At 67.0% G+C, this 22,661-nt stretch carries 20 protein-coding genes; 19 read left to right on the top strand and 1 reads right to left on the bottom strand.

The window, feature by feature from the left end; translation table 11 throughout:
• Position 1: 1 nt before the first annotated feature.
• Complete coding sequence (locus tag NW895_RS02295) at positions 2 to 1,363, bottom strand: helix-turn-helix transcriptional regulator (protein ID WP_289933338.1); 1,362 nt, start codon at positions 1,361 to 1,363, stop codon at positions 2 to 4.
• Positions 1,364 to 2,255: 892 nt separating this feature from the next.
• On the opposite strand from NW895_RS02295, the gene NW895_RS02290 reads away from it, so the two are divergent.
• The 19 genes from NW895_RS02290 (at position 2,256) to NW895_RS02200 (ending at position 22,659) form a co-directional block, all read left to right on the top strand.
• Positions 2,256 to 2,450 (top strand): DUF2304 family protein, encoded by a 195-nt coding sequence (locus tag NW895_RS02290; protein ID WP_289933337.1) that lies wholly within the window; start codon positions 2,256 to 2,258, stop codon positions 2,448 to 2,450.
• A 259-nt stretch (positions 2,451 to 2,709) separates the two neighbouring features.
• A complete protein-coding gene (locus NW895_RS02285) occupies positions 2,710 to 3,855 on the top strand; it encodes a hypothetical protein (RefSeq protein WP_289933336.1) in 1,146 nt (381 codons plus the stop codon).
• Positions 3,783 to 4,283 carry a roadblock/LC7 domain-containing protein gene (locus NW895_RS02280; protein ID WP_289933335.1) on the top strand — a complete coding sequence of 167 codons (501 nt, stop codon included), beginning with the start codon at positions 3,783 to 3,785 and terminating at the stop codon, positions 4,281 to 4,283. The genes NW895_RS02285 and NW895_RS02280 overlap by 73 nt, the downstream gene beginning before the upstream one ends.
• Complete coding sequence (locus NW895_RS02275) at positions 4,280 to 4,627, top strand: DUF742 domain-containing protein (protein ID WP_289933333.1); 348 nt, start codon at positions 4,280 to 4,282, stop codon at positions 4,625 to 4,627. The genes NW895_RS02280 and NW895_RS02275 overlap by 4 nt, the downstream gene beginning before the upstream one ends.
• Entirely contained in the window at positions 4,605 to 5,207 is a 603-nt protein-coding gene (locus tag NW895_RS02270) for an ATP/GTP-binding protein (RefSeq protein ID WP_289933332.1), read from the top strand. Before NW895_RS02275 ends, NW895_RS02270 begins: the two co-directional genes overlap by 23 nt.
• A 62-nt stretch (positions 5,208 to 5,269) precedes the next feature.
• Complete coding sequence (locus NW895_RS02265; RefSeq protein WP_289933934.1) at positions 5,270 to 6,442, top strand: cytochrome P450; 1,173 nt, start codon at positions 5,270 to 5,272, stop codon at positions 6,440 to 6,442.
• A 9-nt stretch (positions 6,443 to 6,451) separates the two neighbouring features.
• On the top strand, positions 6,452 to 7,696 hold the full coding sequence (locus tag NW895_RS02260) for a cytochrome P450 (RefSeq protein ID WP_289933331.1): 1,245 nt from the start codon (positions 6,452 to 6,454) through the stop codon (positions 7,694 to 7,696).
• Positions 7,697 to 8,201: 505 nt separating this feature from the next.
• Positions 8,202 to 9,206, top strand: coding sequence for a hypothetical protein (locus tag NW895_RS02255; RefSeq protein ID WP_289933933.1), 1,005 nt, complete (start codon positions 8,202 to 8,204; stop codon positions 9,204 to 9,206).
• A 77-nt stretch (positions 9,207 to 9,283) separates the two neighbouring features.
• Positions 9,284 to 10,813 (top strand): amino acid permease, encoded by a 1,530-nt coding sequence (locus NW895_RS02250; RefSeq protein WP_289933330.1) that lies wholly within the window; start codon positions 9,284 to 9,286, stop codon positions 10,811 to 10,813.
• Positions 10,813 to 12,243, top strand: coding sequence for a glutamine synthetase family protein (locus tag NW895_RS02245; RefSeq protein ID WP_289933329.1), 1,431 nt, complete (start codon positions 10,813 to 10,815; stop codon positions 12,241 to 12,243). Before NW895_RS02250 ends, NW895_RS02245 begins: the two co-directional genes overlap by 1 nt.
• Before the next feature lie 261 nt (positions 12,244 to 12,504).
• Positions 12,505 to 13,386, top strand: a complete 882-nt coding sequence (locus NW895_RS02240) for an aminoglycoside phosphotransferase family protein (protein WP_289933931.1) — start codon at positions 12,505 to 12,507, stop codon at positions 13,384 to 13,386.
• A 139-nt stretch (positions 13,387 to 13,525) separates the two neighbouring features.
• On the top strand, positions 13,526 to 14,578 hold the full coding sequence (locus tag NW895_RS02235; protein WP_289933327.1) for a phosphotransferase: 1,053 nt from the start codon (positions 13,526 to 13,528) through the stop codon (positions 14,576 to 14,578).
• A 107-nt stretch (positions 14,579 to 14,685) separates the two neighbouring features.
• Positions 14,686 to 15,615, top strand: coding sequence for a hypothetical protein (locus NW895_RS02230; protein WP_289933326.1), 930 nt, complete (start codon positions 14,686 to 14,688; stop codon positions 15,613 to 15,615).
• A gap of 187 nt (positions 15,616 to 15,802) precedes the next feature.
• The gene (locus NW895_RS02225) at positions 15,803 to 16,276 is read left to right on the top strand and encodes a DUF6082 family protein (protein ID WP_289933325.1); all 474 of its coding nucleotides are present in this window, start codon (positions 15,803 to 15,805) and stop codon (positions 16,274 to 16,276) included.
• Between the two features lie 38 nt (positions 16,277 to 16,314).
• Entirely contained in the window at positions 16,315 to 18,675 is a 2,361-nt protein-coding gene (gene fxlM / locus NW895_RS02220; protein WP_289933324.1) for a methyltransferase, FxLD system, read from the top strand.
• 378 nt (positions 18,676 to 19,053) lie between these two features.
• The gene (locus tag NW895_RS02215) at positions 19,054 to 19,437 is read left to right on the top strand and encodes an NUDIX hydrolase (RefSeq protein ID WP_289933323.1); all 384 of its coding nucleotides are present in this window, start codon (positions 19,054 to 19,056) and stop codon (positions 19,435 to 19,437) included.
• A gap of 61 nt (positions 19,438 to 19,498) precedes the next feature.
• Positions 19,499 to 19,681, top strand: coding sequence for a hypothetical protein (locus NW895_RS02210; RefSeq protein WP_289933322.1), 183 nt, complete (start codon positions 19,499 to 19,501; stop codon positions 19,679 to 19,681).
• 354 nt (positions 19,682 to 20,035) lie between these two features.
• Complete coding sequence (locus NW895_RS02205; RefSeq protein ID WP_289933321.1) at positions 20,036 to 20,242, top strand: hypothetical protein; 207 nt, start codon at positions 20,036 to 20,038, stop codon at positions 20,240 to 20,242.
• A 314-nt stretch (positions 20,243 to 20,556) separates the two neighbouring features.
• A complete protein-coding gene (locus NW895_RS02200; protein WP_289933930.1) occupies positions 20,557 to 22,659 on the top strand; it encodes a PrsW family glutamic-type intramembrane protease in 2,103 nt (700 codons plus the stop codon).
• Positions 22,660 to 22,661 lie beyond the last annotated feature (2 nt).

Genomic DNA, 22,661 nt, shown 5'->3' with positions numbered 1-22,661 from the left:
TTCAGCTCCTTGTTGCCGTCATGGCAGTTCGTCGCTCGAGTACGTCTTGAACGTACGGGCTGTGAGCGACGGGGTGGAGTTTCTGGATCATGCTCGTGACGTGGTTTTCGAAGCGGGCCGACTGCAGCTTCTCGGCAAGGTCGAGGACCTCGTGTGCTGTAGCGCACCCGGCTTCGAGATCGCCCTGCTCGATGTGGGCGGTTGCGGCGCGCGAGAGGAACAGGCCCCTGGTCCGGTGGTCCGTGGGGTTGAGCGCCTCCCGCGCCTTCGTGAAGCTGGCGACGGCACTGCGCGGGTCGCCGAGGTCGAGGTAGACGCTGCCGGCCTGTCCGTGGATCTCGCCCTCGTTGATCCAGTACAACCAGTGCGGGTCGTACTCGGAGCGGCCTTTAGCGCAGAGTTCAGCGGCTCTGCCGAGTGCGGCGAGGGCCGCTTGGCGTTCGCCGAGTTTGGCGTGTCCGCGGGCCTGCCGGGTCAGAAGCATCGCCTCGAGTGCGGGCGTGTCGAGCTTCTTGATCTTGTCGCGGGCTCGCTCTGCTGCGGTGACGGCGTGGTGCGGGGCTCCGGTGGAGTAGCCGTGGATGGCTATGTAGGACAGGGCGCCGGCGCCGAGCCGTACGTCGTGTGAGGCTTTCGCGGCGCGGAGGGCGGCGTAGAGGTAGCTGAGCGGGCGGTTGCGGTCGCCGGAGTCGAAGACGAACCATCCGGTCTGAGTGGCGGTGTCAGCGATGATCGCCGCGAGCCGCCGTCCCGTTGCCTCGTCGTACGACGTCTCCTCCGTGAGGTGTTTGAGGAACTGAAGGTGACGATTTCCTAGACTTGTCAGGGTGCCACTACCGTCACAGGCGTCCATGGTCCGCAGGTTGTCAGTGGTGCGCTGCAGAGCATCGAGCAGGTCATGGGTTAGGCGGCTACCCTCCGCTGCCCGGCGGAGGGGTTCGGCTTCGGTGGTGTCCCACGCGTTCACGAAAGCGGTGAGAGTGACACCGCTTGCGGAGAGGAATCGTCGACGGTCCATCGCACTACCTCCTACCGCAGTCTCCAGTGCTGCCACCATACGGGCCGCTGTCCACGGCAGGGTCGGGTCAGCGTCACCAACAAACGGGACTGGCGCCTCTTGGACCGCCGGCACGGGGGCGTGCGGGAGAGGTAGCGACACTAGGTCGGCGGGGACGCCGAGGCCGGTGAGGAACTCGATGATCTTGTCGATGTTGGTGAGGCGGCGGTTGCCTGATTCCAGCATGGACAGGAAAGCCTGGCTCAGGCCGGTGAGTTGGGCCATGTCCCCTTGACGGAGGCTTCCGCGTAGCCGAATCAGACGGCTGGCCAGGCCGAAGTCCCATGCCGCGAGCGCGTTATGCACATCTGGGTCAGCCCAGACATGTTCCGGGACGAAAGGGGTGTGTTTCTCCCATGTTCGTGAGCGAGCGCAAGCGGCACAGAGGGTGTCCGTGTTGTACTGGCTCAGGGAGCAGCCGCACCGATCGCAACGTCGCTGCGTCTGCTGAAGCACTTCTCTTCCTCCCCCTGGGCGAGCGCATGCGGCTCAACTGCCCTTGCTGGAACCGGAATCACCTCAGTGATATCACCCTCGGAATGTGCGCAATCGCCTTTCACTGAACAGTCTTGGGGATCAGTCGGCGTCCCGGTGACAGAAGTTGCCTGGACACCTACCCAGTCAGTGAGTTCTGACGTACGGGAGATCCCGGTGATTGCCTCTCCAGGCCGAGTCGAGGCCGCCCTTGATCCGTTCGCCGCTCAGCATCCGGCCACACCTGTCGTGCCGGGGCACGGCGGGCAGCGGCCTCATCGCGGCTCCCTCTTGTCGCTGCCGACGCTGATGCCTTCCGCCACTCCGACTGAGCTGCCGTGGCGACTTCAGTTCGCCGCGCGCCCGATGCCGCCGCTCGGCGTGGTTGATGTGGTGCAGGCGGGGCTGCTTGTGGGATTGCGGGCGGTAGAGCGTGTACGCGGGTGGGGGTATCAGGTAGGGCCGGTTCTCTGCTGTATCAAGCACTCCCTGGTTCACGTTCCCGTTGAACCGGACACGGCCTACCGGTGGCACGCTCCGCAAACCCTGTGCCGTACGGGCCTCTGGGTGTGCTCGATCGACAGGCAGCAGTCGGTGCACTCCACCTGCCTGGGGGTCTGGCTGCTTCCCCCCGAGGGTGAGCAGGAGTGCACCGACAGCACCGCCCTCTTGCATGGACTTTCCGTGACGCGGTCTGCCGTCGCGCGCAACTCGGGGATCGCGTATGGCAGTTAGCATCTCGGCCGTCGTCCTGCTGGCCGTCATCACGTTTTTGCTGATCAAGAAGGGCGGGCTGAACGCGGGGCACGCGATTGTGTGCACTCTGTTCGGCTTCTACCTCGCCAGCTCTTCGGTCGCGCCGACGATCTCTCAGGCCGTGGCGAGCCTGGCTCGGATGATCAGCGGGATCAAGTTCTAGTCGGCGCCGACGGTGATCGCAGCGACGCGAGGTTTCGCTGGTCGTTCCCCGGCATCCAGCCTCCGCGAGTGCCTGCCGCTCCCACTCTGCTGTCGCTGCCCCTTCCATCCCTGTGAGAGAACCGATGAGTCACGAGATAGCTGTCGCGGTGTCCTTGGGTCTGGCCGCCGTGGTCCTCGCAGTTGCTGGACTGGCCGCATATTTTGCTCGGCTGTCCCGTAGACAGACCTCCCTGGCCGCCCACTGGCGGGAGGAGGCCATGGCGCGGGATCAGGCTCTGCGCAGTCTGGTCGCCGACGGCCTGGGCGCGGTCGCGTCCTCGGTGCAGATGCCGCAGCCGGCAGCGGTGGAGTTCGACGTTCCGGATTGTCTGGCCGGCTCCGGTTTCGTGGCTGACTTGTGCGTGCTCGGCGAGCGGTATGCCGCTGATCTGCAGCAGGTGCAGTCAGAGACCGCACTTGCGACGCGGCGTGCGGTTGAGGACGAGGCCCGGGAGGCGGCCCGGGCGGCGGTCAAGTCCTTCGCCACGGCGATGGTGAGCGTAGGGATCGATGTGAGCGGCGAGATCTCCCGTGCCCTGCGTCGGCATCACGACAGCGCGGTCTTCGAGACCCTGGCGGGCATCGATCACGGCGTGCAGCAGATGCTCCACCAGGCACAGTCGTACGTCGTACTGGCCGGCGGGCTGCTGGGGCAGAGGCTGCCGGCCAGCCCCTTGACCGAGGTCGTAGGCGCGGCCCAGGGCGCGATCCGCGACTACGCGCGCGTTCAGCCCTACACCTGCGACAGGGCCGTTATCAGTCGCATGGTCGGGCCGCTCAAGCTCATCCTGAGTCACCTACTGGACAACGCCGCCCGCTATTCACCGCCGAAGAGCTTCATCGAGGTGAGCTCCCAGCCCGGTCATCACGGGGTGACGCTCCTGATTGACGACGCCGGCAAGCGCATGAGCGATGAGCAGTTGACGCGTGCGCGGCAGATCCTGGAGGGCCACCGCCAGGTCGACATTCTGGCCATGGATGCCTATCCGAAGGTCGGCTTCCCGGTGATCGCTCTGCTTGCCCGCCGGTACGGCATCGAGGTCGCCTTGTCCGGCCGCCCCAGCCGCTATGGCGGCATGCGGGCGTCGGTGTTCATTCCCGAGGCCCTGCTCACCAGCGTGTCGGCTGAACCGGCAGAACCCCAGCCCTCCGTGGTCGAAGCGCCTCCTGAGCGCCTCGTGACGGAGAGCGGGCTGCCGAGTCGGCGCCGTCGTGCCCCGGGTGGCCGACAGCGGCCAGCTGCTGCGGGCCGCGCGAGTACGGAGCCTGGCCGCGCCGAGGTGATAGGCGCATGGCAGCAGAGCAGCAGAAGCAGCCGGGAGACGGCTGCACAGACGCAGGAAGCGAGGTCTTCAGACTCATGACAGCGCAGGTGAACGGGGCCTACAACAGGTTGGGCTGGCTGCTCAACGATGTGGCGAAGATGCCGGAGGTCCGCTTCGTCGTCCTGTTGTCGGGAGACGGGATGCGTATCGCGCACTCGGAATCGGTGGACCGTGACACGGCAGACACGGTGGCCAGCGCGGCCAGCGGCTTCCACTCGATCGGTGTGGCGCTGTCCCCGTACTGCGGCGGAGGGGACAACGGTCTGCGCCAGGTGGTGGGTGAATTCGACGACGGCTTCCTCTTCGTCAAGACCGCAGGCATGAACACGCTGCTGGCCGTCTCCACCACCGAACTTGTGGACGCGCAGGTCGTCACGTACCGGATGAACGGGCTGGCCGAACGCGTGGGTGAGGAGCTGACCAGTCCGGCGCGGCTCCAGGGCGGCGAAGGCGGCGCTCGGCCATGAGCGGCCCGCGGCGCGATCCGGACATGGTCCGGGCGTACGTCAGAACCGGAGGGCGCTTGGTCCCGTCCCGCAACGATCTGGAACTGACGTCACTGGTGCGCGCCGCGGACCAACCGCTGCATGGCCTCGACGCCGATGCCGTCCGTGTGATGCGCCTGTGCAGCGGCCCCCTGTCGGTCGCCGAGATCGCTTCCTATCTGGACCTGCCCCCGACCGTGGCGCTCATCGTCGTCGCCGGTCTCCTCGACACCGGCCATCTCAACACCCCCGCACCGGTCAAGCCCGACGCCCCGAGCATCGAACTTCTGAAGGAGGTACTCGATGGACTCCGTGCAGGGGTCTGAGCACGTCTACCTGCCCGCCACCGTGACGCGGTCGGTGAAGATCCTCGTCGCCGGCGCCTTCGGGGCGGGGAAGACGACACTGGTCGGCAGTGTCTCGGAGATCAAGCCCCTGTACACCGAGGAGCCGATCACGCAGGCCAGTTCGGGCATCGACGATCTCACGGGACTGCCCGGCAAGACCGAGACGACGGTTGCCTTCGACTTCGGCCGCCGTACCCTCAGCCCGGACCTGGCCCTGTATCTGTTCGGCACCCCCGGGCAGAACCGCTTCACCCCCTTCTGGGAACACCTTTTCCGCGGGGCACTGGGGGCTTTGATCCTGGTCGACACCCGCCGTCTGGAAGACGCTGACGAAGTGCTGGGGTTGTTCGAGGAACACAGCCTGCCGTTCGCCGTGGCCGTGAACCTGTTCGAGGGTGCTCCCCGCTACGACCTGGATGAAATCAGGCAGGCCCTTGATCTAGATGCCGATGTCGTGCTCACCCTCTGCGACGCGCGCGAGGAGGTCTCCTCGCTGCACGCGCTGATCGCCCTCGTCGACTACCTCTACCGATTCCGCCGACTGGAGCACCTGTCGTGAACACGTTGCCCTCGTCTTCTGCTTCCCGCTCACCCGCCCAGGGCGGGCAGGGCCGCTTCGCGATGTACACGCCCGAGTTCGCGACCGATCCGTACGCGGCCTACGCGCACATGCGGCAACGGTGTGGATCGCTGGCACCGGTGTACCTTCACCCGGATGTGCCTGCCACCTTGGTGATCGGCTATCACACCGCGGTCCGTATCCTCCACGACCCCGAGCGTTTCCCGGCCGACCCCCGGATCTGGCAGCAGACCGTCCCCGCTGGCTGCCCGGTCCTGCCGATGCTGGAGCACCGGCCCAACGCGCTGCGCAGCACCGGCGAGGTCCACGACCGCTACCGCGCACCGAACGTCGATGCGATCGACAACGTCCGCCAGCACGTCCTACACGCAACGGTGCAGCAAATCGCCCTGCCTCTGATAAACGAGATCTGCGGCGCGGGCCGGGCTGACCTGCTCGCGCAGTACGCGCACCCGCTGGCCTTCCAGGTCCTCAACGCGATCCTCGGCTGCCCGCCGGAGATTGGCGAGCGCGTCGCCGCGGGGATGGCCGCGATCTTCGAGGGCGGGGCGAACGCCGCGGAGGGCAACGCCATGCTTGCTCAGGCGCTGGCGGAACTCGTCGACCTCAAACGCCGCCACCCCGGCATGGACATCACCACAGGGTTGCTGATGCACCCGGTCGGCCTCGACGACGTGGAAATGCTGCATCAGCTCGTCACCCTCTACGGCGCCGGTATCGAGCCGCTGGCGAACCTGATCGCCAACACCCTTCGGTTGATTCTCAGCGACGAGCGGTTCTCCGGCGACATACTGCGCGGCAACCTCAGCGTCCGCGACGCACTCGACGAACTGCTCTTCGTCGATCCGCCCTTGGCCAACTACTGCGTCTCCTACCCGCGATTCCATGTTGAGGTCGACGGTGTGGTCCTGCCCGCAAACCAGCCGGTCGTGATCAGCATGGCCGCCTGCAACAACGATCCCGCCATCGCCTCGGACTACCTCTCGGGCAACCGCTCACACCTGACGTGGAGTGCCGGCCCTCACGTCTGCCCCGCCCAGTCCCTGGCCTACCTGATCGCGCAGGTGGCCATCGAGCAGATCCTCGACGCCCTCCCGGAGATGGAGCTGACCGTCCCCGTCGCACAGCTCACCTACCGCCCCGGTCCCTTCCACCGCTCGCTGACCGGCCTGCCTGTCCGATTCCCTGCGACCCCGCCTCTCGCGCTGGCTTAAGGAGCTGCCATGCACCGCACCCTGCCCCTCGTTCTCGACCCGACCGGCCGCGCCCGCCCAGACGAGGAAGCCGCCCTCCACGCCGCCGGGCCCGCCACGCTCGTGGACATCCTCGGCGTCACCGCCTGGTCGGTCAGCGACCCATCCACCCTCAAGAGCCTCCTCAACGATCCGAGGGTGTCCAAGGACGCCAGCAAGCACTGGCCGGCCTTCATCAACGGCGAGGTCACCGAGAAATGGCCGCTGGCCCTGTGGGTGGCCGTGGACAACATGTTCACCGCCTACGGAGACAACCACCGACGGCTGCGGCGCCTGGTCAGCAAGGCGTTCACCGCGCGCCGCACGACCGAGATGGTTCCGCGCATCGAGCAGCTCGCGACCCGCCTCCTCGACCAGCTGGCCCAAACCCCGCCCGGCGAGGCCGTCGACCTGCGGGAGGCTCTGGCGTTCCCGCTGCCCATCCAGGTCATCGGCGACCTCATGGGCCTGCCCGAAGGCGCCTGGCCCAGGTTCCGCACAGTCGTCGACGGCGTCTTCGACACCACGCTGACCAGGCAGCAGGCCGCCGACAACACGATGGCTCTGTACGGCATCCTCACCGAACTCGTCGCAGCAAAGCGGACCACACCCGGTGAGGACGTGACCACGGCACTCATCCATGCCCGTGACGACGAGGGCGACGGCACCGTCCTCGACGAGAAGGAACTCCTCGACACACTGCTCCTCATCATCAGCGCCGGCTACGAGACCACCGTCAACCTGCTCGACCAGGCCGTCACCGCGCTGCTCACCGACCCAGGCCAGCTCGCCCATGTCCGCGCAGGGCGGGCCTCATGGGATGACGTGATCGAGGAGGCTCTGCGCTACGCCCCACCGATCAGCCACCTGCCTCTGCGATACGCCGTCGAGGACATCCGCCTGTCGGAGCAGATCGAGATCCGCGAAGGCGAGGCGATCCTCGCCTCGTACGGGGCCGCCGGCCGCCATCCCCACCTGCACGGTGCCACCGCAGGAATCTTCGACGTCACCCGCAAGGACAAGCAGCATCTCTCCTTCGGGCACGGCGCGCACTTCTGCCTCGGGGCACCCCTGGCCCGCGCCGAAGCCCGGGCCGTACTCCCCGCACTCTTCGACCGCTTCCCGGACATGGCCCTCGCCGTACGCCCCGAGGAGCTCGAACCGGTCGCGAGCCTCCTCGTCAACGGTCACCGAACGGTGCCCGTCCAGTTGCAGCCCGCGCCTCCCTCCGAGTGACCCCCGGGGCGGCGCCGGGGTGATCCCCAACGCCACCTGACACGCCTGAGCAGCTCTGCCCGGACAGCCCATGGCTTCCAGCAGGCACCACCCACCCCCCACACGACCACGAGGAGTGCCCAGTTGACTTCCCAGAGTGATTTCACTGGGTGGCTCGCCGCTTGGAAGGGCGCATCGACGTGACCGAAATGCCCCGCGGGCTCCGCCCATTGGCGGAGCCGGTCACCACCCCATACACGGTGGAAGCCGCTTACCCCTGTTGTGGGGACGGCCAGCCTTGGTTCGGCGAACTCCATGGCCTGCAAGGCGACCCGTGGTTCACCGGGCAGCACCGCGGCTTCAAGCGTCACCACCCTGAGCCCGCAACCGGGCGCCGGACCGCTACGCCCAGTACCAGCCCCGACCGAGTCCAGGAAGGCACGCCGCGACGTGCCACCTCTCACGGCCAGGTGCGCGGCGCTGTTCATCCCACGGGCGGTCACGTGCTCCGAGCCGGGGGCGCGTGATGCGCCTGGTGTATCACCCGGCCGGCCACGACGAGCACCTACGCGTCGCCCTGGTCGAGCTACAGGCGGGCCGCTGGAGAACGACACGGGAACTTCTTCTGAAGACGGGCCCGCAATGGGCACTGCGTACGTCACGCACCCAAATCCTGGCCGTGGCGGCCGCACGCTCCGATGTGATCAGCGTGTGGCTCGCCGAGGAGCCCGGCAGCTACGACGCCCAGGTGATGGGGACCCGAGTCGCCGTGGAACGGGCCCTGCGAGCGCACCGTCATAAGCACCCACAGGCCCATGAACTCGAGGCCAGGGCGCGCGGTGAGGCGTTGCTGGCGGCGCGTCGCGCACCGCACGATCCGGTTCCTTGGGTGTGCCTTCTGGCGCTGGCGCAGACCGACCCGCGGCAACTGCAGCGTGAGCATTGCCTGGAGCCCACCGAGCCGATGCTCCCACGCGGTCCGTGGGGACTGCTCTACGAGGTCAACCGGCGCGATCCGTACAACCGCGAGGCTTACCACCGGGTGCTGCAGTTCCTGCTCGCCCGAGATGTTCATCCGGCGGCCTCTTTGGCAGCGGTGGTCGACTTCGGACGATGGGTAGCCTCACAGCGACCTGTCGGATCCCCCCTGCTGCTCCTGCCCGCGTACGCGCACCTTGAGCAGCGGCGCCGAGCCCGCAGAGATCTGTTGTGGCGGCGGCAGTGGGCCGAGGAATCCTCCCTCGACTACACCCTGGCAGCCTTTCACGACTGGTTCCGCAAGACGGCTCCCGCGGAGCGTTCCGTCGCGGATCTGAACCTACTCGCCTACACATTGTGGGCCGGCTACCAGTACCTCGAAGCCGCCGAGGTGTTCGAGGCAATCGGCCCGTACGCAGCCCGTGAGCCGTGGGCATCAGCTCACGACGCAACGGCTCAGCCGGATCCCGCCGAGGCACTGTTCCTGCGGGCACGCGCCGAGTCCCTCTCTTACGCCCGATCCCGCACACCGCGCGCCGGACGGCACCCATGAGGCAGCACCGGCCCCACCGCCGACGGGCACACGCCCGTCCCTTTCTCACCCATCTGTGAACCCTGGAGGTTTCTTTCGTGTCCCCCTCAACTCCGAGCCACCGCGCCAGGCCCCGCAAGGCCGATGACACCTATCTGCGCGAGCTCGGCTACGAACCCGTACTGACCCGGCGTATGGGGCCGTTCGGGAACTTCGCGATCTCGTTCAGCGTCATCAGTGTGCTGTCGGGCTGCATGACCTTGTACGGGTTCGGGCTGAACACAGGAGGCCCGTCCGTGATGCTGTGGGGCTGGCTCGTGGTCGGCGCCATGGTGATGTTCATTGGTGCCGCCCTGGCGGAGGTGACATCTGCCTACCCGACCTCCGGAGCCCTGTACTACCAGGCAGAGCAACTCGGCGGCCGCAAGTGGGGCTGGTACACCGGCTGGCTCAACCTGTTGGGCCTGCTCGGCGCGATCGCCGGCATCGACTACGGGGCTGCCCTGTTCACCGGTGCATTCCTCAACCTGCAGTGGGGCTTCGAGCCGACGCCTGGGAAGATCATGGTGATCTTCCTGTGCATCCTCGCCTTCCACCTCGCGCTGAACCTTTTCGGGGTCCGGCTGGTCAGCATCCTCAACAGCATCAGCGTCTGGTGGCACCTGGGCGGCGTCACGGTGATCGTCGGCGCGCTGACCATTGTGCCCTCCCACCATCAGTCGGCCGACTTCGTGTTCGGGGAGTTCGTCAACAACACCGGCTGGTCCAGCCCGTTGTACGTGGCGGTGCTCGGGCTGCTTCTGGCCCAGTACACGTTCTGCGGCTACGACGCCTCCGCGCACCTGTCAGAGGAGACGACGAACGCTCAGGTGTCCGCATCCCGCGGGATCATCCATGCGATCGGCTGGTCGTGGCTGGCCGGGTTCGTCCTGCTGACCGGGCTCACCTTCGCGATCCAGGACTACGCGGGCACCGTGGGCACGGCGACGGGTGTGCCGCCGGCGCAGATCTTCCTCGATGCTCTGGGTGTGGCGGGGGCGAAGGCGCTGCTCCTGGTCGTGATCGTCGCCCAGTTGTGCTGTGGCAACGCCGAGACTGCCGCGGCCAGCCGGATGGTGTTCGCGTTCTCGCGTGACGGGGCGCTGCCGGGCTCGCACCTGTGGCGGCAGGTGGACCATCGGACCGGCACCCCGCGCAAGGCCGTGCTGCTGTCCGTCGTGTGCGCCGCGGTGCTGGCCCTGCCGAGCCTGTACAGCCCGGTCGCGTATGCGGCGATCACCAGCATCAATGTCATCGGCATCACCCCGGCCTACGCCATCCCGATCTTCCTGCGGATCAAGAACCGGCACCGGTTCCGGCCCGGCCCGTGGAACCTGGGCAGCTGGGGCGTGGCCGTAGGCGCGATCGCCGTCATGTGGGTGGTGTTCGTGACCGTCTTGTTCTGCCTGCCGCAGACCCGCCCCGACGACGCCCTGGTGTCAGTGAAGACCTTCAACTATGCACCGCTCGCTCTGCTCGCCGTGCTCGCGCTGGCCTGGGCTTGGTGGCAGAAACAGGGCAGCTCTTACGAGGTTCCTGCTCAGAGCGTCGACCGCTCGGCGAGCACCTACGAAGACGAGGTCGTGTGATGACGACGACCAGCACAGACAGCAGCAGCACGGCTCGCCTGACTGCCGTACCTTCCACCGCCCCGGGCGGACGGGACGAGAAGCGGGTATCTCTTTCCGATCTGCGCAACCTCGTCAAGGCGGGCGCGGTCGACACGGTGCTGCTCGCTCTGCCCGATCTGCAAGGAAGGCTGAAGGGGAAGCGGTACGACGCAGGTCACTTCCTTAAGCGCGTCGCGCATAACGGCGCGGAGGTGTGCGCTTACACCCTGGCGACCGACGTCGAGATGAGCCCGGTGGACGGCTTCGCACTGACCTCGTGGGAGACCGGCTACCAGGATCTGTCCGTTCAACCGGCTCTGTCGACCCTGTACGTGGTGCCGTGGCTGCCGCGCACTGCCGTGGTGCTCGGCGACGCCGTGAACCACGACGGCACTCTCATTGAGGTCGCGCCCCGTCAGATCCTTCACCAGCAGTTGACCCGACTGGCCCGTCACGGACTGCACGCGAAGGCGGGGATCGAGACTGAATTTGTTCTCTACCAGGGCACCTACGCGCAAGCCGAGCAAGCGGGGTTTCAGCGGCTGCGGCCGGTGACGTCGGAGAACCTGGACTATTCCCTTGACCATGATCCGGTCTCCGACCGATTCTTCCGCCGCTTGCAGCGGGCACTCGCCGGCGCCGGAATGCCCGTGGAGTCGATCAAGACCGAGGCCAGCCCCGGCCAGGTCGAGGTGACCTTCCCGTACGGGCCGGCGCTTACCGCTTGCGACCGCCATCTGCTCTTCAAACACGCGGTGCGCACGTTGGGCGCGCGTGCCGGTCTGGCACCCACGTTCATGGCAGCCCCCGAGACCGGCCGGGCTAACGGCCTGCACTTGCATGTGTCGCTGTGGTCGAAGGCCATCAGCCAACTCCACGCCCCCGACAACGAACTCGAACTGTCCCGCACCGGACAGCACGCGATCGCGGGTCTGCTCGCCGGTCTACCGGAACTCGGGCCGCTGTACGCGCCGAACGTCAACTCCTACAAGCGGTTCACGCCCGGCTCGTTCGCGCCGACCAGGATCAGTTGGGGATGTGACAACCGGACCTGTGCCGTCCGCGTCGTCGGCCGCGGCGAGGGCCTCCATCTGGAGATCCGCGTACCAGGAGCAGACGCCAACCCCTACCTGGCCCTGGCCGCCGTGCTGGCGGCCATCGACCACGGCATCGAGCACAAGCTGCCCCTCGGCCCCGCAGAGACCGGCAACGCTTACCGCGGGGGTGGCACTCCAGTGCCGCCCACCCTCGGCGAGGCCCTGGCTGTCTTCCAGGACAGTGCCCTCGCGCAGGGCGCGTTCGGCAGTGAAGTGGTCGAGCACTACACGCGTCTCACCCGCGTGGAACTCGACCACCACCAGCACTTGGTCACCGATGCCGAACGTCAGCGGTGGCTGGCCCGCGCCTGACCAGCCTCCATCGAATAGGAAAAGGATCAACCACACCCGTGACTGCCCACCCGGCGCCCATCAGCCATGCACGTCGACCTCTTCCGCGCATAGGCACGGTCCTTCGCGCCCCTGCCCGCGTATGACCAGCTCAGGCCGCGTTGTCAGTGGGCCCTGGCACACTGCCCACCCCCATAACAACACCAAGAGCATCCAAGCCGTCACCTGTTGTGACGTTGCTTGCTGGATCGACCAGCGGAAGGGCGCACCGACGTGACCGATATGCCCAGCGCACTCCACCAGCTGATGGGAACCGTAATTACGACCTACACCGTGGTGGCCGAACATCCTCGACCCGGCGATCTCAGACCGTCGGTCTGGGAGATCCAGGGGCCCCGCGGTGCGCGGTGGTTCGCCAAACAGCACGCCGGACCGAAGCTGCACCGGCGGGAAGTCGACGCCTACCGCAAATGGACGGTCTCCCTCGGCGCGGATCGTGCGCCCGAACTGGTCGCCTCCGACGCGGAGACGCGCACCATCCTGGTCACTGCAGTGCCTGGGCGCAGCCTGAACACACTGCGCCTGCCGACCGAGCAGGAGCGTAAGGCGTACGAGCAGGCCGGGGAACTGCTGGCGCGACATCACGCTGCGGCGGATGAGCCGGCCACAGACGCGGGCGAGCTCGCATGGACCGAGACGGCTGCAAGGCTGCTGCGGGCCACTGCGGAGCACGTGCCGGCGTACGAGATTGCGATGGTGCGTGGGCTCCTGGCACAGGCTCCGCCACGTCTGCCCCCGGTGGCGGCGCACGGCGACTACATGCCCAAGAACTGGGTGTGGCACGAGACCGAGCAGTGGCTGCGGATCATCGATTTTGAGCGAGCCGAACTCCAGCCCGCCGCGCGGCGGGACTTCAGCCGCCTGCGTTACCGAATCCTCTTCCACCAGCCGAACCTGAACGCCGCCTTTTACCACGGATACGGCCGTCATCTCACCGAGGAGGAGTTGGCGGCGTGCCGAGCGTACGGCGCTCTGGACGCACTCGACTCACTGTCCTGGGGGATCAAGCACCGTGACCTGGGCCTTGTCGACGAAGCCCACACCATGCTGGAAAACCTGAGACAGGAGAACGGAGCCCGCGTGTGGAACGGGTGGCGTTCGTGAGCCCTGCTGAAAGCCCTCACCTTTGCCAACGTCTACGCCTTGGCGCATCGCACCTTCCTGGGAGCAGGCGCACTGCTCACGCAGGACAACGCCATCACGGTGCTCGCCGGACGTCGATCCCCCGATCCAAGGGTCGGCCATGGACATGAGCGACGAAGACCGCGCCGCGGCGTTGATGGCTGATGTGCTGGAGGACCGGTACGGGCTCGTTGCCGATGTGGTCGAGCCGGTGCACATGGGCACGGACACGATCAACCGGCGTGTCCTGACCGAGGACGGCCTGAGGCTATACGTCAAGGAATATCGGTCCACAGCAGATGTGGCAGCGGCACGGATCGCATGGGACATGTCGGAGTACTGTCGCGCCGCCCGCATCCCTGTCCCGCGCGTGTGGCCGGACATAGACGGTGATCTCGTAACCATCGCCGAGGGCTGCGCCTGGGCGGTGACCGACGAGGCGCCCGGCCGTGTGGCCACCACGGCGATGTCCGTTGCCCTCGCTGAACAAATCGGCCTCGTGGCGGGACGCATGCACCGTGTACTGGCCGCCTACCCCATGCCGAAGCAGGTCCAGCAGTCCCGCTGGCGGCTCGCCACCGTGGAAGACACGGCGGCGAAGTGCGGCAGCGTCCTGGCCATGGCGATCCGTCAGGGGCATGAGGATCTCGACCAACTCCGACTCGACCTCGACCAGCGGCGAGCGGATCTGCACGGGCATGTGCACCGGCTGCGGGAGCGGCTGCCGGACGAGCTGGTGGAACAGGCTCTGCACGCAGACCTCACGCGTACCAACTTGATCGTCCTGGTCGATACGGTCACCGGGGTCATCGACTTCCGTGGCGCACGCGCCATGCCGGCTTGGGAACTGGGCCGGGCCGCGTTCGACCCACGCACCGTCGCCAACAGCCCGGAGTGGATCGCCTGCGCGCAGACGATGGTCAGCGCATATCTCGCGGAGAACCCGAGCCTCCCCTTGGCGGAGGTGCGGGCCTGCGCCCGGATCGCGCTCCTCTACATGCTGTTCAGCTTCTACGGCGCCACCACCAGCGAATACGGCCTGCCCCCAGCGGCCGAGGCTGATCTGAAACAGCACTGGCGGGAGCGGCAGACCACGATCCGCCTGCTGCTGAACCACCTCGACGAACTCGACGACGCCTTCTCCGGCCTTTCAGCGGGTGGAGGCGGCGCGTGACGAGTTCCCCCCGTTCGGCCACGCCAGCCAGGCAGCCCGGCTGGTGCCTAACCCCAATCTCCCCTACAGGGAGATGACTTGGGTCCCGCAGAGGAGTGATAGGAGACATGACACAGCCCGCCATACCAGCCAAGGCCGCAGACTGGGCCAGAGGTCATGTGGGCCGGCATGCCGCCTGGGCCCTGCCTGCCGATCTCAGCGGCACCCGCGCGTGGCGCATGTCGTCGCCGCAAGGGCTGATCGACATTCGTGTCACACGTACCGATGAGGACTTCGGTCGTGAGGTCTATGCACATCGGAACGCCATCCGTTGTCTCGGGCCCAGTCACGGCCCTCGGCTACTCGCCAGTGAGCCGAGGCTGAGGAGCTTGCTGACGTTGCAGCCCCGTGGATGGCGTGTCGACACCGCAGACCTTCAGTTCCAGCCACGAGTTCACGAGGACGCGGGCCGACTGCTGCGCATCCTCCACGACAGCGTCAGCCAGGTACCTGAGGCGAATTCTCGCGCCACTCGTGCCACCGTTCTCTACGCCCAGCGCATCCAGACCGTGGCTGACCACCTCGCAACAGTGGCACCGCCAGAGCAGGCCTTCGCAGTTCATCGATCAGCATCCCTCGTCCTGCGATACGTGCGGGACCTGCGGCCTGCCTTCTGCCATGGCACATTCGGCCCGGCCAGCTGGACGTGGCAAAACCAGTCTCAGACGTTGTCCTTCACGGAGTTCGGACGGTCCGAGGTCATGGCCGCCGTCATCGACCTCGCACGGCCAGCGCGGGCGTGGGCCGAGCAGCCGAAGCTCCGTGACTGGTTCCTCAAGGGCTACGGCCGCCCACTTTCATGGCAGGAATCACTCGTGCTCCGGCATTGGTCCGTTCTCGCCGCTGGCGAGGACCTGCATTACGCGATCCATCAGCGGAACAAGGAGGGCATCCCCCCAGCAGCCTCCGCCCTCCGTCGCGCCATTGACCACACCGGGTTCACGTTGGACGAGGACTCATTGACACCCATTGACGCTGTCGAACGAGGCTGGCAGTGACGGGTTGCCCAGCTGAGGGCGGGCTGTACACGGCGCTCATTCACGCCCGCCGCATCCAGAACCACGCCTCCAGGTTCGCTGCCGGGCGCCTGTGCATTCACCGACCCGGGCTCACCGTCACCTGGCGCGTCTTCTGCCTCGGCCCGCTCCCACGCCGCGACGATCCGCTGGAAGGAAGAGCTCTCTCATGCGAAGCAACCGTGTGACCGCTGCTGCGCTGCTCGCCCTCGCGAGCACCGGCCTCATGCACGTCGTTCTGAGCGAACGTCGGCATCGTGATCGGTCCGTTCTGGAGACCGCACGATTGCACCGGCAGTTGCTCGCCGCTCAGGTGGAACGTCCCGGTCTCCGCGCGATGTGGGGAAGCTTGGCATCGCTCGACTCCACCGAACGCAGCCTTCATCTCCACCGCAACGCATGGGTCTCCGCGTGGGAGGCGATGTACCGCGTCGGCGCCCTGAGCCCGGACGGAGTAGATGGTGCCGCGCGTGCCCTGTTCGCCACGCCCGAAGGCCTGCAGTGGTGGGCCCGTGTCCGTGAAGAAAGGGCACGAGCTGCCACCGACAAGCGCGCCCGCCGCTTCCACGTGCTCATGGAGATCGCCTACCAGGACGAGACCGGAACTGTCGTGTTCCCCGCTCGCAGCGACACCTTTATCTGACCAGCCCTCGCCCCCCGACCAGGCAAGGAGACCCCACGGTGGGATACACCACGACAGACGAGTGGGATGCGCACTACGCACGCGGAGCGTCGTTTCGGCCGCTCGGTGACGCCGAGCGTGACCTGTTCACCGCACATGTTCCCGCCCCCGAGAACGGGCTCGCCCTTGACGTGGGCTGCGGGCTTGGAGAACTCGCCCGCCATCTCGCCGACAGCGGCTACCGGGTCGACGCCGTCGACTACGCGCCCACCGCCATCACACTGGCCAACACCCACCAGGACAGCACCAGCACCGGCCATGGAGCGGTCACCTACCTGTGCTTCGACATTGAGCAGGACTGCCTGGACGACCTGCCACATCCCGCTTACGACCTGATCACCTTCCGCCTCAGCTGGGCCTTCGTCCGCGACCGCACCCGCGTGATGAACCGGCTGCGCGAACGGCTGCGCCCGGGCGGCGCCGTCTGCATCATCACTCCCATCGCAGACTCGGTACCGGACAGCAAGCGGGACATCGCCCTCGACGAAGACGAACTCGACCTGCTGTGCGCGAGCTGGACAGTCGTCGAACGCCACGACGCGGACGGGCTCGCCTTCGTCGTCCTGCGCGATCCGGCCTCCGCCCAGGGCATCTGTGCGGGGAAGCAACGCCCTGCCCCGCACGCCCTGACCGGCGCCGGCGTCGTCGTAACTGACTCCGCGGGGCGGATCCTGCTGGGCTGGTCGGCACGGCGGAAAGTCTGGGAGTTGCCCGGCGGGAAGAACGAGGGTGACGAGGACTTCCTCGACGCTGCCGTGCGGGAGTTGGAGGAGGAGACCAGCCTGAAGGCCGATCGAGCGGACGCACGCCTGCTCGCTTTGCTCATGGATTCCACCCACGGCATCCCGCGGATGACGGCAGCTGTACGCGTCACCGCATACAGCGGTGAACCGACCGTCACCGAACCGGACTTGATTCGGCGCTGGGAGTGGCATGACGTCGCCGACCTGCCTGCCCTCACCCAGCCACTGTTCACCCCGAGCGCGCACGTCATCGACACCGTCTGGCCCGGCCTGCTGACTGGCCTGCTGCCCGTCCACCGCTACCCGATCGTGCCCGTCGAGGTATCCGAGCCCACCCAACAGGCCACCAATGCGGCCAGGATGCGGCAGGAGATGGCCGATCAGCTGGTAAAGGAGGGCTGGATGGATGCGGGCAGTGCGATCGAAGCCGCCGTCCGGCGCGTACCACGCCACCGCTATCTGCCCGGGGTCACCCTGAAGGACGCGTATGACCCAATGCAGGCGCCCGTCACCAAGCGCACCCCTGGCGGGGCGGCTACCAGCAGCGTCTCGGCACCCTGGCTGCAGGCCGCCATGCTCCGCGACGCCGCCGTCCGCGCAGGCGACACGGTGATCGAGGTCGGATCCGGCGGCTACAACGCAGCCCTCGCCCAGGAGCTCGTCGGCCCGCACGGCACCGTGATCAGCATCGACATCGACCCCTTCGTCATCGACCGCGCCCGCCGCTTCCTCGACGACACCGGCTACCACCACGTCCTTGTCCACCTCGGCGACGGCGAACAAGCCCCGGCCCTGCTCGCGGTGCCCGGAAGCGTGGACGCCCTCATCGTCACCGTCGAAGCCCGCGACATCCCGCCTGCCTGGATCGACTGCCTCGCAGAGGGCGGACGCCTGGTGCTCCCGCTACGCATCCACGGCTACACCTGGTCCATCCCCTTCATCAAACGCGACGGAGTGCTGGTCGCCGACAGGTACACGGTGTGCGGGTTCGTCCCCCTCCAAGGCCCCGGCTACCGCGAGGACGTCGTCACCCGGCTGCGCGGCGGGGAGGTCACCGTGCGCTTCGCCGACGGCACCCCCGCCGACACCAGCCGCCTCGACGCCGCTCTCGGCATGCCTCGAACCGAACGGTGGACCGGGGTCACCATCGGGGGCAACGTGCCGTTCGACATGCTCCTGCTGTGGCTGGCGACCCACCTCGACGGGTTCGCCCGCCTCGCCGTCGACGCCGACCTCGACACGGGCACCCTCCACCGGCCCGGAGGCTGGGACCCCGCCACGCTCGTCCGCGGCGACTCCCTCGCCCACCTCCTGACCCGCAAACTCTCCACCACTGAAACCGGTGCTGGCCTCTGGGAGTTCGGCATCCACGCCTATGGCCCTCACGCGGACGAACTCGCCGACACCATGGTCGACCTGGTGACCGCCTGGGACCAGGATGCCCGCAGTGCCAGACCGCGGCTGACGGTGTACCTCGATGGAACCGCCGACCCAGACCAGGGGCCACACATCGTCGCGAAACGTCACGCTCGCCTCGTCTTCGACTGGAGCGCGCCTGATCCCTCTCCCGCCGGGCCCGCGCACCTCCCAGACTCCACCGTTCGGCCCGCTTCATAATCTCGCCCCGTGCGTCGACCCTAAGGAGCCTCAGGGATCTCGACCGCCGTGCGTCGGAACATCTGGATCGGCGCGAACCTGGATGACCGCGCGAAGGCTCAGTGTGCGGGACGGAGCCGCCAGGGGCGCGGTCGTGGTCAGCGAGTGGGGACCATCAGTCCGACCCGGACCGAAGATCTCTGCTACCAGTAGGGTCTGGCGTATGGGAAACAGCAGCAAGTGGCGCCGGCTGAGCAGCCGTGTGCTGTTTGCGGGCGGGCCGGGCGGTCGCATCCGGCTCACGGTTGACGAGACCGTTCGCCCCGATGGTGCACGGGTGCTTACCCGCACGTCGCGGCCCCTGACTCCGTTCGCGTCCTTGCCGTACACCGCGGCCGCGTGGCGCTTGTAACTCAGCAGCACTACCTCCATGAGCAGGAGGTCACTGACCTCCCCGGCGGGCTGGTCGACGATCGGGAAAGGCTGACTGACGCGGCACGGCGCGAACTCGCCGAAGAGACCGGATTGCAGGCAACGTGGCTCCATTCGCTCGGCCCAGTTACCTCGGCCCGTGCCACAAGCACCGAGAGGTGCCACTTGTTCCTCGCCCATCAATGCGCCGTAGGGGAAGGATCCTTGGATGCGGGGGAGGTGCTGCGCGTCGAGTGGCGGTCCTGGCACGAGCTTGCGGAAGACGACGTCACGAAGCCGTCGGCTGCCGATGCTGTGCCGGGGCTGGCTGATGCTCCGTGCGGGCGTACGGCTGCGCGCCACAGGTGGTGAACTGCCCGCACGGGATGCGGACGTGATGAAGGCTGCCTGGGCCGCGTACACAGTGGCTGCCATGCGGGATCCCGCCGCGGACGATGGCCTGAGCCTGGTCTGGCTGGACCTCGCCATCGGCAGATTCCCGCAAGGAGGGGCCATTCTGGACGAGTTGCTGAAGTCCCCGCACGATGCTGCGGACCGTGAGGAAGCATGGACCCGGGCTGCCGACCAGTTCTTGGCCCTGGCCCGCCCTGTGTGATCGCCGCGGCACTGTCTCGGGTGAGTCATCAGGATCTGCCAACTAGGCGCATCCGATGGCTTGCTTTCGGCAGCAATGGTCTTTCGCCTGCCACGGCCGCATCCGGCCGGTAGACTTCGCAGGGCACGGCCAGCAGTGCTGGCTGCGACGGGAACGGGTCCGACGTCCCTTTCGGGCGTAAGTGTCGAGGCATTCGGCACCACGTCAATCGCGACAACTGCATACGCGGCCTGTACGTCGGCAGGGCCTCAGTTGATCACCGTAGTCGGGGTGGTCGACCTGAGACACCTGCCCTTCGTTGTTCGCGGTTTGCGCTCAGTTCGGCCATCTCTCCGCTTGGAGGAGGAGCCGAGCATGGAAGTGCAGATCATCGTGGGGATTCTGGGCGCGGCTGGCGTTATATCGGCTTTCATGTACGCCCTGAAGGGGCTCCTCGATCAGCTCCCTGACCTCATCAGGTCGGTGCGTCTTGTGCTGGACGAGTTGCGGCGAACCGGGCCCACGTCTTCGCCAGGGTCGGAGGAGCGCCGCCCGTCCTCCGGAAGTCCTGATGATTTGTGAGAACGGTGCCCTGCGACGCCCAACTGCCAAGCATGTGCCGGAGTTGGGCACACGAGGGAACGGTCAACGGGCAAACCCCGGAGGCATGTCACGCAAGCGGGAGAGGCCGGTGACATCCCAGACGGCATGCTCTCGGGTTGTATGGGTGATTCGCGCTTCCGAGGCCACGGGCGGCGCTCTTTGCACCCGTCTGATTGCCGCCTCTCCCTGTCTCTCAACTCTCTTGCTGCATCATTAGTTGACTGCATAGCATCACGTTCACGATTGCGAATAGATAGTTGTTCGGGTGCGTCGGGGGGCCTGGTGTGGCGTTGATGATGGCGGTGGCGGCCGTCTGGGGCGTGCTGCAACTGTTCGCCTTTTCCTGGCCGACGCGTTCGGTGCGCCTGTCGACCGTGCTGCTGGCGCTTGCGGTGGGTGTGTACGGGTGTGGCGTGGCGACGGCGTTGGTGCAGCTCGCTTACACCCGTATCTACGCGGAGCAGTCGGGACAGTCGCTGGTGACGGTGGTGAACATGACCAGCTACACGGTGGCTCCTTGGGTCGAGGAATTACTCAAGGTTGCCCCGCTGTTGCTGGCGGGATTGAGTCTGAGGGTCCGCCGCCAGTGGGGGCTGACCGACTTCGTGGTGGTGGGTGCGGCGCTGGGGGGCGGCTTCGGGCTGCTAGAGGCGGTTCTCCGCTTTGGCCTGGATGCGGACCGGGCGATCGCCCGCGGTGAGGGCTGGATCATCCCCGACAGCTTGTCCCCGCCCTACGTGCCGGGCCTGGGGCAAGTGTTGACTTCCTGGCTCCCCGCGCCGTTCAGCCAACTGGACTTGGGCGGCCCTCCAGTCACGGAAACGTTCACGCACCTGGTGTGGACGGCCATGGCCGGCTTCGGAGTGGGACTATGGTGGCGCGCACTCGGTTGGGTGCGACTGTTGTCAGTGCTTCCCCTGGTGGCCGCCGCCGTCCATCACACGGTCAACAACTACGCGGTACAGGAACACGCCGATTGGGCCACGGAGTGGCTGGAGTCCCTGGACGGTTTGGCATGGGCGGCGCCACTCACGTGCCTGGCCATCGCCATGGCCGTGGACCTGCGCTGGCTTCACCGGGGCAAGCGCACTGTGCCGGGCGTACTGCTCGCGTCTGAACGTACCGACGGCGACAGCTTCGGAGCACTGCTTCGCTATTCGGCCTGGCGTCTGCCATGGAGCCTGCTGATCGTCCTGCGCTTTGTCAGGCTGCGGCGCTCCTTGCTCTACGCCGCCGCGTCGGCGCCGCCCGACGACAGCGGGGAACTGCGTGGCGTGGTCACGGGGATCACGGCCCGCATGGACGCATCCGACAACCAGCGTGCCTGGCAGACGTTGAACATCCGCGCATGGCTGAAGGCGACTCGAGCGGCCCGCCGTTCCCGGGAGCGGTGGCTGCTGCTTATTCCCTGTGTACTGGCGTTGCCTGCGTTGCTGTTCCTGGGCGTCGGCTCGTTCACCTCTACTGCCGACCTCCAGGACTTCTTCAGTACCGGCTCGGGGCCGAAAATTCTCATGGGCTTCGGCATCGCCGCCCTGGCTTGGATCACCTACCAACTCACCGCTCTGCTGCGCACCTGGCGGCTGGTGTCAGCGCAGCCGATGGGGGAACTGCTGGCAGTCCATCGCTTCCGCCTCGCAACCGCATTAGGGGCGGCTACCACCGGCGCACTCCTGCTGTGGCGCGGGTTCGGCGACGCCGGCCCCGACGGCAGGGCCATCCGCACGCTGCATCTGCTCGACGCCCTGAACACGTTCCTGGTCTACCTCGGCTTCGCCCTCCTCCTGCTCGCCCTGCTTGCCTTGTTCCCTCCCGGCGGGTTCGCGCTCGCCGGAGGGGGAGTGGTCGGCGCCCTCACCGCAGAGGCCGCGCTCAACGCTGGTGTCCTCGGTACTGCCGGTGTTGTGCTGATGGCGGTCGGCGCAGGGGGAGCGGGTGCGAGCGAATCGAGCGGCGGCAGGAGCGAGGGCACCCCGCAATGGCTGCTTGACAAGTGGAAGAAGGGGCGCGAGTTCAACGAGGAGAATTGGCCACGTTACCCGGCGAACGAGATCTATCTTGAGAACGGAAAATTCCTGGACTCGTACCGGCCTGGAAAAGAGATCGTCTCACGCAAGCAGACACAGATATCGAAGATCAAGCCGGAGACGTTCAGGAACTATCTGCGCGAGATCAACCAGAAGTACAAGGCGGGAACAAAGATCCCGGACACACCGAAAGCGCGCGCAGAATATCCACAGCTGATCGGAAAACCCTTGAAGGGCAAGTACTATCTGGAAGTCCCTGTCCAGTCGCAGCCTGTGCCAGAATGGGCGCTCAGGGAAGCAGCGAACCACGGCGTGATAATCCGGGACGTGCAGGGTCTCGTCTACCGGCTACCGAAGGGCACGGGCTGAAG

This window comes from Streptomyces sp. S.PNR 29 (genome assembly GCF_030386795.1).
GTDB lineage: Bacteria > Actinomycetota > Actinomycetes > Streptomycetales > Streptomycetaceae > Streptomyces.
This window is presented reverse-complemented; position numbering and strand designations above follow the sequence as displayed.

Coding starts and splice junctions, on each gene's coding strand:
- NW895_RS02290 (WP_289933337.1), top strand. CDS start 2,256: ATGGCAGTTAGCATCTCGGCCGTCGTCCTGCTGGCCGTCATCACGTTT.
- NW895_RS02285 (WP_289933336.1), top strand. CDS start 2,710: ATGGCGCGGGATCAGGCTCTGCGCAGTCTGGTCGCCGACGGCCTGGGC.
- NW895_RS02280 (WP_289933335.1), top strand. CDS start 3,783: ATGGCAGCAGAGCAGCAGAAGCAGCCGGGAGACGGCTGCACAGACGCA.
- NW895_RS02275 (WP_289933333.1), top strand. CDS start 4,280: ATGAGCGGCCCGCGGCGCGATCCGGACATGGTCCGGGCGTACGTCAGA.
- NW895_RS02270 (WP_289933332.1), top strand. CDS start 4,605: ATGGACTCCGTGCAGGGGTCTGAGCACGTCTACCTGCCCGCCACCGTG.
- NW895_RS02265 (WP_289933934.1), top strand. CDS start 5,270: ATGTACACGCCCGAGTTCGCGACCGATCCGTACGCGGCCTACGCGCAC.
- NW895_RS02260 (WP_289933331.1), top strand. CDS start 6,452: ATGCACCGCACCCTGCCCCTCGTTCTCGACCCGACCGGCCGCGCCCGC.
- NW895_RS02255 (WP_289933933.1), top strand. CDS start 8,202: ATGCGCCTGGTGTATCACCCGGCCGGCCACGACGAGCACCTACGCGTC.
- NW895_RS02245 (WP_289933329.1), top strand. CDS start 10,813: ATGACGACGACCAGCACAGACAGCAGCAGCACGGCTCGCCTGACTGCC.
- NW895_RS02240 (WP_289933931.1), top strand. CDS start 12,505: ATGCCCAGCGCACTCCACCAGCTGATGGGAACCGTAATTACGACCTAC.
- NW895_RS02235 (WP_289933327.1), top strand. CDS start 13,526: ATGGACATGAGCGACGAAGACCGCGCCGCGGCGTTGATGGCTGATGTG.
- NW895_RS02230 (WP_289933326.1), top strand. CDS start 14,686: ATGACACAGCCCGCCATACCAGCCAAGGCCGCAGACTGGGCCAGAGGT.
- NW895_RS02225 (WP_289933325.1), top strand. CDS start 15,803: ATGCGAAGCAACCGTGTGACCGCTGCTGCGCTGCTCGCCCTCGCGAGC.
- NW895_RS02210 (WP_289933322.1), top strand. CDS start 19,499: ATGCGGGATCCCGCCGCGGACGATGGCCTGAGCCTGGTCTGGCTGGAC.
- NW895_RS02205 (WP_289933321.1), top strand. CDS start 20,036: ATGGAAGTGCAGATCATCGTGGGGATTCTGGGCGCGGCTGGCGTTATA.
- NW895_RS02200 (WP_289933930.1), top strand. CDS start 20,557: ATGATGGCGGTGGCGGCCGTCTGGGGCGTGCTGCAACTGTTCGCCTTT.